The sequence below is a fragment of the Gilliamella sp. X-46 genome (assembly GCF_057063525.1).
Window position 1 is genome coordinate 23030 of sequence record NZ_JBXSQH010000022.1, and the last position, 15513, is coordinate 38542.

At 37.8% G+C, this 15513-nt stretch carries 13 protein-coding genes; 8 read left to right on the top strand and 5 right to left on the bottom strand.

Annotation, left to right across the window (positions count from 1 at the left end; translation table 11 throughout):
• Positions 1-68 precede the first annotated feature (68 nt).
• The 5 genes from folE (at position 69) to ispH (ending at position 6198) form a co-directional block, all read left to right on the top strand.
• Positions 69-728, top strand: a complete 660-nt coding sequence (gene folE / locus ACYIAJ_RS10530; protein ID WP_091349344.1) for a GTP cyclohydrolase I FolE — start codon at positions 69-71, stop codon at positions 726-728.
• Positions 729-883: 155 nt separating this feature from the next.
• Positions 884-1822 carry a bifunctional riboflavin kinase/FAD synthetase gene (gene ribF / locus ACYIAJ_RS10535; protein ID WP_483564779.1) on the top strand — a complete coding sequence of 313 codons (939 nt, stop codon included), beginning with the start codon at positions 884-886 and terminating at the stop codon, positions 1820-1822.
• Between the two features lie 36 nt (positions 1823-1858).
• The gene (gene ileS, locus ACYIAJ_RS10540; RefSeq protein ID WP_483564780.1) at positions 1859-4666 is read left to right on the top strand and encodes an isoleucine--tRNA ligase; all 2808 of its coding nucleotides are present in this window, start codon (positions 1859-1861) and stop codon (positions 4664-4666) included.
• Between the two features lie 112 nt (positions 4667-4778).
• Positions 4779-5249 carry a signal peptidase II gene (lspA, locus tag ACYIAJ_RS10545; protein WP_160402339.1) on the top strand — a complete coding sequence of 157 codons (471 nt, stop codon included), beginning with the start codon at positions 4779-4781 and terminating at the stop codon, positions 5247-5249.
• 1 nt (position 5250) lies between these two features.
• Positions 5251-6198: a 4-hydroxy-3-methylbut-2-enyl diphosphate reductase gene (gene ispH, locus ACYIAJ_RS10550; protein ID WP_091349334.1), complete on the top strand. Its 948-nt coding sequence runs from the start codon at positions 5251-5253 to the stop codon at positions 6196-6198.
• Position 6199: 1 nt separating this feature from the next.
• On the opposite strand, the gene ACYIAJ_RS10555 is transcribed toward ispH, so the two are convergent.
• Positions 6200-6451, bottom strand: coding sequence for a YfhL family 4Fe-4S dicluster ferredoxin (locus ACYIAJ_RS10555; RefSeq protein ID WP_483564781.1), 252 nt, complete (start codon positions 6449-6451; stop codon positions 6200-6202).
• Positions 6452-6755: 304 nt separating this feature from the next.
• On the opposite strand from ACYIAJ_RS10555, the gene ACYIAJ_RS10560 reads away from it, so the two are divergent.
• The gene (locus ACYIAJ_RS10560; protein WP_483564784.1) at positions 6756-7913 is read left to right on the top strand and encodes an efflux RND transporter periplasmic adaptor subunit; all 1158 of its coding nucleotides are present in this window, start codon (positions 6756-6758) and stop codon (positions 7911-7913) included.
• Between the two features lies 1 nt (position 7914).
• Positions 7915-9882, top strand: a complete 1968-nt coding sequence (locus tag ACYIAJ_RS10565) for a MacB family efflux pump subunit (protein ID WP_160402336.1) — start codon at positions 7915-7917, stop codon at positions 9880-9882.
• A 96-nt stretch (positions 9883-9978) separates the two neighbouring features.
• Here the strand turns inward: ACYIAJ_RS10565 and ACYIAJ_RS10570 are convergent, their stop codons facing one another.
• Both ACYIAJ_RS10570 and ACYIAJ_RS10575 read right to left on the bottom strand, forming a co-directional pair.
• On the bottom strand, positions 9979-10704 hold the full coding sequence (locus ACYIAJ_RS10570) for a DsbA family protein (protein WP_160402335.1): 726 nt from the start codon (positions 10702-10704) through the stop codon (positions 9979-9981).
• A gap of 14 nt (positions 10705-10718) precedes the next feature.
• Entirely contained in the window at positions 10719-10988 is a 270-nt protein-coding gene (locus ACYIAJ_RS10575; protein WP_091349323.1) for a YihD family protein, read from the bottom strand.
• Between the two features lie 146 nt (positions 10989-11134).
• Between ACYIAJ_RS10575 and mobA the strand changes: the two genes are divergently transcribed.
• The gene (gene mobA, locus ACYIAJ_RS10580; RefSeq protein WP_483560689.1) at positions 11135-11734 is read left to right on the top strand and encodes a molybdenum cofactor guanylyltransferase MobA; all 600 of its coding nucleotides are present in this window, start codon (positions 11135-11137) and stop codon (positions 11732-11734) included.
• A gap of 202 nt (positions 11735-11936) precedes the next feature.
• Here the strand turns inward: mobA and ACYIAJ_RS10585 are convergent, their stop codons facing one another.
• Together ACYIAJ_RS10585 and ACYIAJ_RS10590 are read right to left on the bottom strand one after the other, a co-directional pair.
• Positions 11937-13454 (bottom strand): hypothetical protein, encoded by a 1518-nt coding sequence (locus ACYIAJ_RS10585; protein ID WP_483564782.1) that lies wholly within the window; start codon positions 13452-13454, stop codon positions 11937-11939.
• A gap of 1652 nt (positions 13455-15106) precedes the next feature.
• Positions 15107-15513, bottom strand: a 407-nt coding sequence (locus ACYIAJ_RS10590) for a hypothetical protein (protein WP_483564783.1), incomplete at its 5' end; no start/stop codon positions are given.

Here is a 15513-nt window from a genome sequence, read left to right on the forward strand (position 1 = left end):
AAACGACTGTATATTGTATAAGGAGTATTATATAATATTGTATCTATTTTCGCCTGAGTATGTAATAAATGACAGAATTAAGTCTTGCTGCGCAAAAAGTAAAAGCGGCGCTTGCGGCTAAAAACCTTGAAACACCATCATGCCGATTAGCAATGGATAATGGTGAACGCAAAGAAAAAATCGAAGCTCATTTTCGTGAAATAATGAAACTTATGGAACTCGATTTAACAGATGATAGCCTTGCAGAAACACCTCATCGAGTATCAAAAATGTATGTTGATGAGATTTTTTCAGGTCTTTATTATGAAAATTTTCCTAAAATCACGCTAATCGAAAATAAAATGCAAGTTGACGAAATGATAACCGTCCGCGACATCACTTTAACCAGTGTTTGTGAGCATCATTTTGTAACAATAGACGGCAAAGCGACGGTTTCTTATATCCCCAAAGACAAAGTGATTGGACTGTCAAAAATCAATCGCATTGTTGAGTTTTTCTCACAGCGTCCTCAAGTACAAGAACGACTAACCCAACAAATTTTAGTTGCGCTACAAACATTACTTGGCACAGTCAATGTTGCTGTTTCCATTGATGCCACCCACTATTGCGTAAAAGCAAGAGGCATTAAAGACTCAAGCAGTATGACAACAACAACAGCGCTTGGTGGTGGATTTAAGACTAATCCAAGCACAAGACAAGAGTTTTTACGCACATTAAATCACTATTAATCATTCGATGCTATTTGGTACTGTCAATACAGTACCTCTTCCTTAAGCTATCACAAAAACCAAACATTTAGCGCAAAAAGCCACTTTATATTACGTGCATCTTAAAGAAAGATTGGTATAATTCTCGGCTACTTAATATAAATAACATTGTTTTCATGAAGATTATCCGTGGTATAACTAATTTAAAAAATCAATTCTCTCAATGTGTTTTAACCTTGGGAAATTTTGATGGCGTTCATTTAGGGCACCAGCAATTAATTAACCATATTATTAAACAAGGAAAAAAAAGAAAACTGCCTACGGTTGTGATGTTATTTGAGCCTCAACCACTAGAGTTTTTTACACAAGATAAGGCACCGTCACGGTTAACTTCATTTCAAGAAAAAGTCATTTTGATTGAAAAGTTAGGTATTGACTATATTCTTGTTATTCCATTTACAAAAAAATTTGCCCATATGTCGGCAAATCATTTTATTCAAGATTGGTTGATTAATAAGCTACAAGCTAAATATATTACCATCGGTGATGATTTTCGATTTGGATTTGACCGTAAAGGGGATATCAATCTTCTACAACAATATGCACACAACAACGGCTTTATAGTAGAAAGCATGCCAACATTGGTTTGGAATAATTTCCGTATTAGTAGCACTGCTGTTCGCCAAGCACTTTTAAATAGTGATTTTGAATTGGCTCATTGTCTGTTGGGGCGTGATTATACAATACAAGGTCGCGTAGTCCATGGCAATGCTTTGGCTAGACAATTAGGATTTCCAACAGCCAATATCCACTTACACCGAAAAAAGCCTGCACTACAAGGTGTCTATTTTGTTAAAGTCAAAAATATCTGTAACAACCAACATTACCATGGTATCGCCAATATTGGTTTAAGACCAACCATTAATGGAAAAAAAGCTATTTTAGAAGTGAATATATTTGACTTTTCAGAGGATATTTATGGACAATATTTAGACATTACTTTCGTCCAAAAATTACGTGATGAGAAAAAATTTGATTCATTAACAGATTTAAAACAACAAATTACACAAGATATTTGCACTGCGAAAAAGATCAGTGCACAATTAACCAATTAAAAGTAGTATCAACAAATTTAACTGGAATAAATCAGCATGACAGACTATAAAAACACATTGAATTTACCTGAAACAGGATTCCCAATGCGAGGCGATCTTGCTAAACGCGAACCTGCAATGTTACAAAATTGGTACGATAAGGAACTTTATCGCAAAATCCGCCAAGTAAAAAAAGGAAAAAAAACCTTTATTTTGCATGATGGTCCTCCTTATGCAAATGGTAAACTTCATATTGGTCATGCAGTTAATAAAATTATCAAAGATATCATTATCAAATCAAAAGGCTTAAGCGGTTATGACTCCCCGTATATTCCAGGATGGGATTGTCATGGCTTACCAATTGAACAAAAGGTCGAAGAGCAAGTTGGTAAACCAGGGGTTAAAGTATCTCCGGCTGAATTTCGCCAAATTTGCCGTGATTATGCAGCTTCACAAGTTGAACTACAAAAAGCCGATTTTATTCGTATGGGCGTACTTGGTGATTGGCAAAACCCTTATCGCACCATGAATTATGATACAGAAGCCAACATCATTCGTGCTTTAGGTAAAGTGATTGAAAATGGTCATTTAGTTAAAGGCGCAAAACCGGTTTATTGGTGTACTGATTGTATGTCTTCTTTAGCGGAAGCCGAGGTTGAATATTATGATAAATCATCACCAGCAATCGATGTAAAATTTAAAGCGGTTGATAATCAAGCCGTCGCAAATAAATTTGGTATCAATACCGATTTAACCATTTATGCTGTTATCTGGACAACCACACCTTGGACATTACCAGCTAGCCGAGGGATAGCTTTAAATGCAGATTTTGAATATCAACTTGTTCAAATCAATGATAAAGAGTGCCTAATCTTAGCCACTGATTTAGTTGAAACAGTGATGAAGCGAGCCAATATCAGCGAATGGAAAGTGTTAGGTAGCTGTCAAGGCAATGCACTTGAGTTATTACGCTTTAAGCACCCATTCCTTGATTTTGACGAGCCGGTTGTGCTTGGCGATCACGTAACTATTGATGCCGGTACGGGTGCTGTGCACACTGCACCAGGTCACGGTACAGAAGACTTTATAGTAGGACAAAAATACGGGCTAGAAGTAGCTAACCCTGTTGGTGGAAATGGCTGTTACTTACCGGGAACAGGCGCAGGGCTAGATGGTCTATTTGTGTTCAAAGCAAATAAAGTAGTCGTTGAAATATTAAAAGAACACAACGCATTATTACACTTTGAAAATATTGAACATAGTTATCCATGCTGTTGGCGTCATAAAACCCCTGTTATTTACCGAGCAACACCGCAATGGTTTATCAGCATGGAAAAACAAGGTTTACGGGCACAATCGTTAAAAGAGATCAAACAAGTTCGTTGGATCCCTGATTGGGGACAAGCTCGCATTGAAACCATGGTAGCTAATCGTCCAGACTGGTGTATTTCGCGTCAACGAACATGGGGCGTGCCTATGACGTTGTTTGTTCATAAAGAAACAGAAGAACTTCATCCAGATACGTTAGCATTAGTTGAAAAAGTCGCTAAATTAGTTGAACAAAATGGCATTCAAGCTTGGTGGGATGCTGATATTAAAGATCTCTTAGGCCCTGATGCTGATGATTATCGCAAAGTGCCTGATACATTAGATGTTTGGTTTGATTCAGGATCTACTTTTTCGTCAGTGGTTCGCGTTCGCCCAGAATTTGAAGGACATGAAGCCGACATGTATTTAGAAGGCTCAGATCAACACCGTGGTTGGTTTATGTCTTCATTAATGTTATCAACAGCAATTGATAACAAAGCACCTTACAAACAAGTATTGACTCATGGTTTTGTGGTTGATGGGCAAGGACGTAAGATGTCTAAATCGCTTGGTAACATTGTAACTCCACAAGATGTAATGAATAAACTTGGTGCCGACATCTTACGTTTATGGATTGCCTCAACGGATTATTCTGGCGAAATGAACTATTCAGATGAAATCATCAAACGTTCCGCTGATAGTTACCGCCGAATTCGTAATACTGCACGCTTTTTACTCGCTAACTTAAATGGTTTCGATCCAGAGAAAGATATGGTCAAACCAGAAGATATGGTTGTCCTTGATCGCTGGGCGGTTAGTATGGCAAAAGAAGCTCAAGAACAAATCATTCAGGCTTATGAAAATTATGATTTCCATAAAGTGGTACAACGAATTATGCAATTTTGCTCAATTGAGATGGGATCATTCTATTTAGATATCATCAAAGATCGTCAGTACACAGCGAAAAGCGACAGCATCGCTCGCCACAGTTGTCAAACTGCGTTATATCATATTGCACAAGCATTAGTTCGCTGGATCGCGCCGATTTTATCATTTACTGCCGATGAAATTTGGCAATATCTACCTAGTTCAGAAAAATCGGAATTTGTATTTGAAGATGAATGGTATTGCTCACTGTTTACGTTATCAGATAACGAAGCGTTAAATAGCGAATATTGGGCAAAAATTTTAACTATTCGTAGTGAAGTAAATAAAGTACTTGAGCAAGGTCGTAATGACAAAGTGATCGGTGGTGCACTTGAAGCTGCCGTTACACTTTATGCTAATGAAGATATTGCTACGGCATTAGCTAAGTTAGAAAACGAATTACGCTTTGTTTTACTCACATCACAAGCGAGTGTAAAACCATTACAAACAGCGCCAGAAAATGCCGTACAAAGTGACATACAAGGTCTAAAAATTGAACTCACTAAAGCACAAGGCGATAAATGCCCTCGTTGTTGGCACTATACCGTCAATAATGAGCCAACAACACATTTATGTAAACGTTGTGAAGAAAATATTCACGGCCAAGGCGAAGTGCGGCATTTTGCATAATGCTAAGCTATTTAGCACATTAAAATAAGCTATAGCGACGCCTTATAGCTATCTAGTACCTTTTCCGCCGACAATTTTGTCGGCGGAAATATAATAATGAGCACAGACTTATATGAAAAAAGATAATGGACTTTACTGGTTATTATTTGCAATCCTTGTTTTTATCACTGATATCGCAAGTAAATTTTGGATTTTAAATAACTTCTCACTATTTGAATCGGTGAACCTCTTACCCTTCTTCTCAATTACTTATGTACGTAATATTGGTGCTGCCTTTAGCATTTTTGAGGGCCAACGAATGATGCTTGCTGCTATCGCCTTAATTATTAGTGCTGTAATTTTGCATATGTTATACCGCAATACTCGCCAGCAAAAATTAGAAAACTTTTCATTATCGCTAATTTTAGGTGGCGCACTAGGTAATTTATTTGATCGCCTTTATCATGGTTTTGTCGTCGACTTTCTTGATGTCAATTTTGGTGATTGGCACTATCCAACCTTTAATATCGCAGACTGTGCCATTTGCGTAGGTATTGGATTATTTATTTTCTATAGTTATAAAAAACCGAAGAAGACCGTATAATATGCAAATTATTTTAGCCAATCCTCGTGGTTTTTGTGCTGGTGTTGATCGAGCTATCACCATCGTTGAACGTGCACTAGAACTCTTTGGAGCACCGGTCTATGTACGCCACGAGGTTGTACATAATCGCTATGTTGTTAATCGTCTAAAAGAGTTAGGGGCGATTTTTATTGAAGATATTAGCGAAGTACCTGATAACACCATTCTTATATTTTCAGCACATGGCGTGTCTAAAGCGATCCGAGAGGAGGCAAAACAACGTAAACTCCGCATTTTTGATGCAACTTGTCCACTCGTAACCAAAGTACATATGGAAGTTGCTCGATCAAGCTATCGTGGCGAAGAGGTCATTTTAATCGGTCATGCTGGTCACATCGAAGTAGATGGTACAATGGGGCAATATAGCAATCCCGAAGGTGGCATCTATTTAATCGAATCAATTGATGATGTGAAAACACTGCAAGTAAAAAACGAAAATCATCTTTGCTTTACCACACAAACAACGTTATCGGTTGATGATACAGCCGAAATCATTACTGCTTTAAAAAAACGTTTTCCTAATATTCGCAGTCCTCGCAAAAATGATATCTGCTATGCTACAACCAATCGCCAGCAAGCAGTGAAACAACTATCATCACACGCAGACATTGTTTTAGTCGTAGGCTCTAAAAATTCATCTAATTCAAATCGCCTAGCCGAGCTAGCAAGGCGAAACAGCAAGCAAGCTTATTTAATTGATTTTGCATCTGACATCAAAAAAGAATGGCTAGTAAATACACATACGATAGGTGTAACGGCAGGCGCTTCTGCACCTGAGATTTTAGTGCAACAGGTAATTGATCATTTAAAAAGCTTAGGTTGCACATCTCTTATTGAAACAGATGGCATTTTAGAAAATATCACTTTTGAAATTCCAAAAGAACTTCGAATTGACATTAAATCAACTTGAATTAAGAAGACTTCAGTCCCTCAAATTTTACTAATAATTCTTCTTTTGTTTCAATATATTCAGGATCAGCAATAATCGCATTTTGAATCGGACAAACTCGCTGACAAGTCGAATGATCATAATATCCCACACACTCAGTACATTTATTGAGATCGATTTCGTACGTGTCAAATCCCATTGAAATAGCCTCGTTTGGGCACTCTGGTTCACACATATCACAATTAATACATTTGCTAGTTATTTTTAATGCCATTACAGTTTATCTTTACCGACTCTAAAAAATTTGCGACATTATAGCGCAATCGCTAATAAATCCGAATAAGGATCCTATTATTGCTTGTTGAACAACATACTTACTAGTAAAAAATGCCGATTAAACATATATTTTATGTATCATAAGCAATAACTTATATCGGGTATATTTTCATAATTATTACAATTTATTAAGAATGGTTATCAATAGCATTTAGTTTATTGCGATAGAATGTTAAAATCATAATAAGAACATTAAAGGATAAAAAAGATTGTTAAAATTGATAAAAATTAAATATATATTTATGGCTATTGCCACTTTTGTAATCATTTGTATTGCATATTTAATCACATCACGTTCAGAACCGACAGTCAATTACATTACATCGCCTGTAACAAAAAACAATATTGAAAAAACAGTACTGGCCGATGGCACAATTAGTGCCTTTAAACAAGTTAGTGTTGGTGCTCAGGTTTCTGGTCAAATAAAAAAACTCTATGTTGAGTTAGGCGATGAAGTTAAACAAGGCGATATGATTGCCGAAATCGACGATCTAAAACAAAGCAACGATTTAAAACAATCAGAAGCCTCACTTAATAGTTTAGAAGCACAACGTGAAGCCAAAAAGGCAAGACTAATCAACTATCAGTTAACCTATGATCGTCAGCACAAACTGGTCAGTAAGGGAGTGGGTATTCAATCGGATTTGGATACAGCAAAAGCCGAACTTGATGCAATCAAAGCCGATATTGCTGCGCTTAATGCCGACATAGTTAAGGCGCAAGTTGCGGTGGATACCGCGAAAGTTAACTTAGGATATACTAAAATCCGCTCTCCCATTGATGGTGTAATTGTCGCAATTCCAGTCGATGAAGGACAAACAGTAAACTCCGTCCAAAGTGCACCAACCATTGTTAAAGTAGCTCAGCTTGATAAAATGACGATTGAAGCGCAAATTTCTGAAGCCGATGTGGTCAATGTCAAAAAAGGCATGCCAGTTTATTTTACCATTTTAGGACAGCCTAATAGACGTTTTGATGGCTTAACACTACGCGCCATAGAGCCGGCACCAGATTCAATTAATACCGAGACAACCTTATCAAGCTCATCTTCATCAACAAAAAGCGCAATTTATTACAATGGATTATTTGATGTGGACAATCCTGATCATATTTTAAGAATTTCAATGACAGCACAAGTCTATATTGTCCTATCTGAAGCAAAAGATGTATTAACCATTCCTTCTCAAGCAGTCCAAAAAAAATTAGGCAATAATAAAGCCATTGTTTATCTATTAAATAAAAATAAAGAAATTGAAGAACACGAAGTTATTTTAGGTATCGATAATAACATCAATGTTGAAATAAAATCGGGTATAAAAGAGGGTGATATTGTTGTAGTAAGTAGTACTAATGGAGCATCAATAGGTAATAATGCAAGATCCCCAAGGATTCGATTCTAATATGGCAAATAATACACCTCTTATCAAACTTGAAAATATTGTTCGTGAATTTCCAGCAGGCGATTCAACCATACAAGTTCTTAAAGGCATCAATCTGACAATTAATGCTGGTGAAATGGTGGCAATTATTGGAGCATCAGGATCGGGTAAATCCACTTTAATGAATATATTAGGCTGCCTAGATAAACCAACCACTGGCACCTACTCCATTGGCGGACGAACAACGAGTAAATTGTCACTTGACGAGCTTGCCGAATTACGTCGTGAGCATTTTGGTTTCATCTTTCAACGTTATCATTTATTAAATGCACTAACTGCACAAGGCAATGTAGAAATCCCAGCCATTTATGCTGGTGTAACCAGTGAACAACGGCAAAAAAGAGCGAACGAAATTTTAACACGTTTAGGGCTTGCCGATAAAATACATAATAAACCTAGCCAGTTATCTGGTGGTCAACAACAACGCGTCAGTATTGGCCGAGCTTTAATTAATGGTGGACAAATCATTTTAGCCGATGAACCAACAGGAGCCCTCGACCGCAAAAGTGGCCTAGAAGTGATGGCCATATTACAAGAGTTACACCAACAAGGCCACACAGTTATTATTGTCACACATGATTCAAATATAGCCCAAAATGCCCAGCGAATTATTGAAATTAGTGACGGTAATATTATTTCTGATTCCATTAACCCCAAATACCAATCTGAACAAAGTGATAGTCGTCAAATTAAACAAATCGAAGCGACTAAAACCCAAGATAACTTCTTGGCAAAATATTATCGTTTTCGTGACGCTTTTAAGATGGCCATATTATCAATGCTCTCACAGCGATTACGTACTGTATTAACGATGTTAGGTATCATTATTGGTATTGCTTCTGTGGTATCAGTCGTTGCATTAGGACAAGGCACAAAGCAGAAAATTTTATCTAACATTAATTCGTTAGGAACAAGCACACTTGAAATCTATGCAGGCTCAGGCTTTGGCGATCGCAATGCAGATAAAATCACGACACTACGTTCATCTGATGCCGATTTTTTGGCGCAACAAAGTTTTGTTCACAGCACCACACCAAATCTTGCAACCAGTGTTTATTTTCGAATTAACAACTTAGCGGTAACAGGAACAGTAAACGGCGTTGGAGAGCAATTCTTTGCCGTTCGTGGTTATACTATTTCTCAAGGAAAATCGTTTGATGAAACCAGTATTATTACTTCAGCACAAGATGCGGTAATTGATGAAAACACCGTTAAACGACTATTTGCAGATCAAAACCCTATTGGAAAAATTTTAATGGCCGGCCAGCTACCTGTAAGAATCATTGGTGTTGCAACTAAACAACAACAAGGGTTTGGTAGTAATGAAAGCTTGAATATTTGGTTACCTTATACCACTGTTATTAATCGGATGGTGGGTCAAACTTCGTTAAAAAGCATCACAGTACGCGTTAAAGATCATGTCGATTTATCAATTGCAGAACAAGCCATTAATCAAATCATGTTAAAACGACATGGCACAAAAGACTTTTTCATCTTCAACTCAGACAATATACGAGAAACCATTAACTCATCAGCTTGGGTAATGACACTCTTGGTTTCAGCTATAGCACTCATTTCACTTATTGTGGGAGGCATTGGCGTGATGAATATTATGCTAGTATCGGTCACAGAAAGAACGCGAGAAATTGGCGTACGTATGGCTGTTGGTGCGCGTTCAAGCGACATATTACAACAATTTTTAATTGAAGCCGTATTAGTTTGTTTAACCGGTGGCACAATAGGTATTTTACTTTCGTTTACCATTGGATTTATTTTTAACGCTTTTGTTACATCATTTGCCATGAGTTTTTCCTTACTTGCCATTGTTGCAGCATTTAGCTGCTCAAGCATAATTGGCATTATCTTTGGTTACTTCCCTGCAAAACGTGCCGCAAAACTCGATCCTATTTATGCATTAGAGCGAGAATAGCCATCCAACTATCATAAAAAATCCCTTTGCACAAAATAATGATGCAAAGGGATTTAAAAATTAATTGATACAGGTTTCTTTAACCCTGATAATCAGTTATTTTTTATTAGAGTTCGTTTTGTCTTCTATTTTTGCATTAGGATCTAATCCAGCAACAAATGCAGTCACTCTTGCATAATCATTAATAAATGCTGAATCACTAGTTATATTAAGTTGATTTGCTATGATAAAAAACTTACGATTAACAATAACAGTAGGAATAGACTCTGGTTTCATCTCTCTAATCGCATCACTTTGTTGTGCCATAAACGCTTTAACTAAAAAGCTATCTTTCGTTTTATCATACACTTCAGCACTGATACCTAATTTTTCAAAAACCGCTTTAATATCATCAGCTTTTTTTATTGTTTTATCTTTTTGAACTGCATTATAAAGTGCATCTGAAGCTTTATCTTGAATACCAAGTACATTAGCCACCGCCCATGCTTCCGAAAGCTCTTTAGCTAATAACCCAAAGTTTTCTAAATGGTAACGTTTAAATTTAACGCCTTCTGGCAAAGCCTTACTAATAGTTTGTGAGCCATTATTTTGTATTTCAAATCTAAAACAGCTTGGGCAATTAAACGAAAAGAACTCAATAACTTCTTTATCGGGTGATGGATTAGTTGGCAGTGCTGCATATTGTTTGCCTAATTCGATCGGCGCTGGTGCATTGGTAGAGGCAGTTTGTGATTCATCGGTTTTAGTTATTGTTTTTCCTTCATCGGCAAAACAACTTACAGAAGAAAACAAAATACTAATTGCAATAAGTGTTTTTTTCATTTTAATAATTCTCCTTATTCTTTTATAATTCCACGAGCTTTTAACAATGCGGATTTAAAATCTTCTTCATAATCTTTTTTTAGACCAGGAATAGCTTCATTCTTATCCGAACCCCGCATTTTTAAATGATAAATTAAAACTTCATCGCTCAAATCTTTTAATTCACCTTCAAAACCAGCCTCTTGACCTAATTTAGCTAAAAATTGTAATAAGTTAAGATCAGAATCGCTTTCCCATGCGGGTTGCAATAATTCCACTACTTCATCAATACGATGACATTTCATAATTGTTACCTTTAGTAGATCTTCAAACCTTTCGAAGATAATGATAAATAAGCAATCATCAAAAAAATGATACGCTACGACTTGCAATAACTTTGCTATATAGTAATGTTATTTTGTTTTTTCGCAACGTAAAAGAGAAATAATTTATGGAAAAACCCTCTATTACTGCAATCATTCTAGCCGGCGGTAAAAGTACCCGCATGAATGGCAACGACAAAGGACTGTTATTATTACAACAAAAACCACTTTATCAACATGTTATTGATCGCATCCAACCTCACGTTGACGCGCTCATGATTAATTGTAATCGCCATATCCAACAATACCAAAAAGCAGGTTATCCTGTATTTAGTGACGATCTGGCAGGATTTTGTGGGCCGTTATCGGGTATTTATAGTGGCTTACTACGCAGCAAAACCGATTGGAACTTATTTATCAGTTGTGACACGCCTTTTTTGCCAGATGATTTAATTGACCGCTTAGCTGTTTATACGGAAAATAACAGTGCTATTTATCCATATGATGGACAATATCACCATCCAACCATCTTGCTTATTCATAAAACAACTATTCCACAGCTACAAGCTTATTTAGAACAAGGTGAACGTAAGCTGATGCTATTTTTAGAACAAATCAGTGCTAAATCTGTTGATTTTAGTGATAAAGCAGCTTGTTTTATCAATATCAATACGGTAGAGGAGCTTAATGTATTTAACCAAAAATCACATAAACAATATTTTTTCTGATCGATTTTTGACGTTTTGACCTTTGGTGAACAAAATAGCTATCGTGATCACCTCCGAGTTAGGGAATTATGAATTCCCTAACTACCCACGCTTTGGTTACAGAATATGGCCTGAAGTTACCTAGTGAAGGTGCTTTTGTTTGTTAGATTATCTTCTATCTGCACTATAACCTCCCCATGGCCTAAGGATTAAGAAATAAAATCTAAGGTGCGGTGCAAACGGTGTAAATGTGGTAACTACCTGGGCCGCTCTCGATGTTGGAGTAGTTCGAGCGGACAGAGAAGTAATTGCTATCTATTACGTCTCCTGTCCAGTAGTAGGAGTTGACGAAGCTCGCACCGGCGTATTCAATCATGCTGCCCCACTCGCTGAAAAAACCTGCACCTATGTAACGCATGTAACGATTAACAGATGAGGATGGTGAGGCGCCAGAAATAGGATAACTACCAGTTCTGACTGCATTGGTTAAATCCCTTACCCTAGCAAGACGATAACCCAAACTACTACACCAAGCTGAATAATTAGACCAAGTAGCCTGTTTACCCTCCCGATTAACAAACCACTGCTTTAACACAAATCCATACTTCACCTCATTACCACTACTATCCCTACCCACCAACTCAAAGGTCTGTGGCAAAGATGGCAACGGAATAAGCGGACTAGGATTATCTGACTGTATCTGAGTGCTATCAGCCCTAGGACCAGTTAACATTACCCGTGTTACATATTTTGATTTATCAGTAATCCATCTATCTTCGTATGCGCCTTGGTTTGGCAGCCTCCAACTCACTGTAGCCGTTATCCCACCACGCGTGACCGAAGACCACGTCAATTGACTTCCATCTACTCCTACTGGCATCTCTAAGTCAAAATACAATCCATTAGCACCCGTCGTCGGAAAATTACGACCGTAAGATGACGAACTTGTTGACTGAGTTAAAAAACCCTTATCAGGACTCCATATGTTAGCTGGGCCTGCGTAATTGTCTGTACCATAAGTAAGATTTGGCCTTGCGGACTGCACAAAGTAACAAACACCAGTCCCCCCACCATATGGATTTATATAATACGTCACGCTCTGACCACTAAAAGTACTGCTATTCGGCACTCCGTACTGGGTAACTAGACTTCCACCTGTACTACTTAATGTTATCTTATAAGGTGCATTACAATTATTTAAGGTTTCACTACGACTTACTGTATTGTCATTCTTATCAGTAATATCTACCGATATACTCCCCGTCGCCGTTACACCATTAGCACCCTGACCATCCCCATCATCATCTCCCCAATTACCTAGAGTGATTAGGTCATTTAAACTCACTGAATTTGCCCCCGACGGCACCGCCATGTGTATATCATTAAAGGTACTTCCATTGTTTAACCTTATCGGATTTGTCAAACTTGAGGTATTAGTTGATGGAGTAATGGTACTACCATCAGGCAACTCAATAGCCAATAATGTGTCAGTTGTTGTTGCCTTAGTTCGACCCCCATCAAACATTATATATGGCGCAGTACCCTCAATAGCTTTTGATGTATAAACCGATAACGCCTGTGCACTAAACGAAGAAAATAATAACAAAGGTGATAAAAATATCGATTTCAGTAAAAATGCTAATAATTTCGCTAAATTCATAGATAAAAATAAAGCTCGTGAAGAATCTTGATGACTACAACTTTGATAACCCAAAAGATATGCTGAGGAATTACAATACATAACAACCGACCTGTTAAGTGAATTTTTATAAGAATTTTAGAATTATTTGCTCATTTAATTGGTCGGACTTTTGTCCGACGGCAAAAATTATATTCTGCATCAGAATAAACAACTAGCTTTTTTTGTTGATTTTTGTAAAGTTTTGTATAGAGGTGATGTCTTGGAGAACGTTTTTTTATGTTGTTTTGAGTAAAAACAATCAAAAAAAATTTTAATAAAATCAGTATCTTTCCTGACCGATTTTTGGCGGAAAATCAGGCCTTTTTTGTTTTGGTGAATAGAATACATTGGGTGCGGTGGTTTCGGACGTTTTGACCTTGGGTGAATAAAATAGCTATCGTGACCACGTCCGATTTAGGGGATTTTTTTGCGAAATCCCCTAAAAACCCCGCGCAAGGCTGCAGAATGTGGCCTTCGGCACTACTCGTATCATCCTGATACTCGCCTCTACGAGGCCATCTTCGCTGTGCTCAGATGTTCAAATTTGTTCCAGACAAATTTGTCCGCCGCCGCTCGGTCTTAACGCACCGGCTATTATCCGTTCCAGACGGAGAATAGCCTCGCCAAACATCCCTGTTTGGCGTGCTAACCTCGCTCTGTTGTCGGCACATTCTGACGCCGGAATAAAACAAACAACATAACCATTGTTTTTGGGATGGGATATTGTGTTTTTATAATTATAGGGTTGATTGTGTTTAAATTAAACGCCTACACGGCGTTAAGGAGAGCTCAAGATTTGATAAATCTTACTGTATAAAGATAAACAACAATTTCATCTTTGAAAACCTTTTTTTTGAGGTGTTTTATAATTTATTGATTTTATTTAATTTTAAATTATCGTTAAAAAAAAGGTTTGGAGAGGTTAAATTGCTGTTATTAGGGCTCTATTCGTGTTTTTGTTGATTTGCTGTATGCCGGCCTTTGCTTAGGTTGTGTAAGTGATTGATTTAGCTTAAAAACAGCAAAATAAAAACTTCAATAAAATCAATACCTTTCCTGACCACTTTTTGGATGTAATTACATTGCTTTTTAACAAAAAACAATTCACCAAAAAACACCTAAGATTATGTTATTTGTCTTATTCCGGCGTCAGAATGTGCCGACAACAGAGCGAGGTTAGCACGCCAAACAGGGATGTTTGGCGAGGCTATTCTCCGTCTGGAACCACAAATTTGTCTGGAACAAATTTGAACATCGGAGCAAAGCGAAGATGGCCTCAAAGAGGCGAGTATCAGGATGATACGAGTAATCATAGCCGGTGCGTTAAGACCGAGCGACAAATTTGTCTGGAACAAATTTGAACACCTGAGCATAGCGAAGGTGGCCTCGCAGAGGTGAGTATCAGGACGATACGAGTAATTGCGGAGGGCAGTCGCAGGCCACATTCTGCAGCCAAAGCGCGGGATTGCTAAGGGAATTCGCTCTAATTCCCTTAGCTCGGACGTGGTCACTGCAGCTATTTTGTTCACCCAAGGTCAAAACGTCCGAAACCTTGCTGTACTATAAATAGACCACAAATTTAAACCGCAACAGCGCAACCCTAAGGGAAAATGCTCCCAACTTACGCGGGGGCTTTATTCTTTGTTAGATTATCCTCTATTTGCACCATAACCGCCCCCGCGGCCTAAGGATTAAGGAATAAGATATAAAAGCTAAGGTGCGATGCAAACAGCGTGATGGCTGCGGCTGGCACTGTATCTGTCAACGTTGCCGTAGAACGAATTGGCAGTGAACTGGTTGTCGCTTGTCCAATAGACGCCGATGAAGCCCGTATCAGCGTAGCGGGACATGCAGCCCCACTCCGCGAAAAAACCAGCACCTATGTAACGCATGTAACGATTAACAGATGAACTAGGCGTGCCGCTATCTATACCATTTACACAAGGGAATGAGGAAGATATACCACACTTCGCGTTAGTTAAATCCTTAATATGTGACAATTGGTAACCTAAACTTCTACACCAAGATGCTTGGTTAGACTGTGTATCCTCTTTATCACCACGATTGACGAACCACTGCTTTAACACAAATCCATACTTCACCTCATTACCACTACTAT

Bases quoted from the DNA above. Each gene is read 5' to 3' on its own strand.
- folE (WP_091349344.1), top strand. From the start codon at position 69: ATGACAGAATTAAGTCTTGCTGCGCAAAAAGTAAAAGCGGCGCTTGCG.
- ribF (WP_483564779.1), top strand. From the start codon at position 884: ATGAAGATTATCCGTGGTATAACTAATTTAAAAAATCAATTCTCTCAA.
- ileS (WP_483564780.1), top strand. From the start codon at position 1,859: ATGACAGACTATAAAAACACATTGAATTTACCTGAAACAGGATTCCCA.
- lspA (WP_160402339.1), top strand. From the start codon at position 4,779: ATGAAAAAAGATAATGGACTTTACTGGTTATTATTTGCAATCCTTGTT.
- ispH (WP_091349334.1), top strand. From the start codon at position 5,251: ATGCAAATTATTTTAGCCAATCCTCGTGGTTTTTGTGCTGGTGTTGAT.
- ACYIAJ_RS10555 (WP_483564781.1), bottom strand. From the start codon at position 6,451: ATGGCATTAAAAATAACTAGCAAATGTATTAATTGTGATATGTGTGAA.
- ACYIAJ_RS10560 (WP_483564784.1), top strand. From the start codon at position 6,756: ATGGCTATTGCCACTTTTGTAATCATTTGTATTGCATATTTAATCACA.
- ACYIAJ_RS10565 (WP_160402336.1), top strand. From the start codon at position 7,915: ATGGCAAATAATACACCTCTTATCAAACTTGAAAATATTGTTCGTGAA.
- ACYIAJ_RS10570 (WP_160402335.1), bottom strand. From the start codon at position 10,704: ATGAAAAAAACACTTATTGCAATTAGTATTTTGTTTTCTTCTGTAAGT.
- ACYIAJ_RS10575 (WP_091349323.1), bottom strand. From the start codon at position 10,988: ATGAAATGTCATCGTATTGATGAAGTAGTGGAATTATTGCAACCCGCA.
- mobA (WP_483560689.1), top strand. From the start codon at position 11,135: ATGGAAAAACCCTCTATTACTGCAATCATTCTAGCCGGCGGTAAAAGT.
- ACYIAJ_RS10585 (WP_483564782.1), bottom strand. From the start codon at position 13,454: ATGTATTGTAATTCCTCAGCATATCTTTTGGGTTATCAAAGTTGTAGT.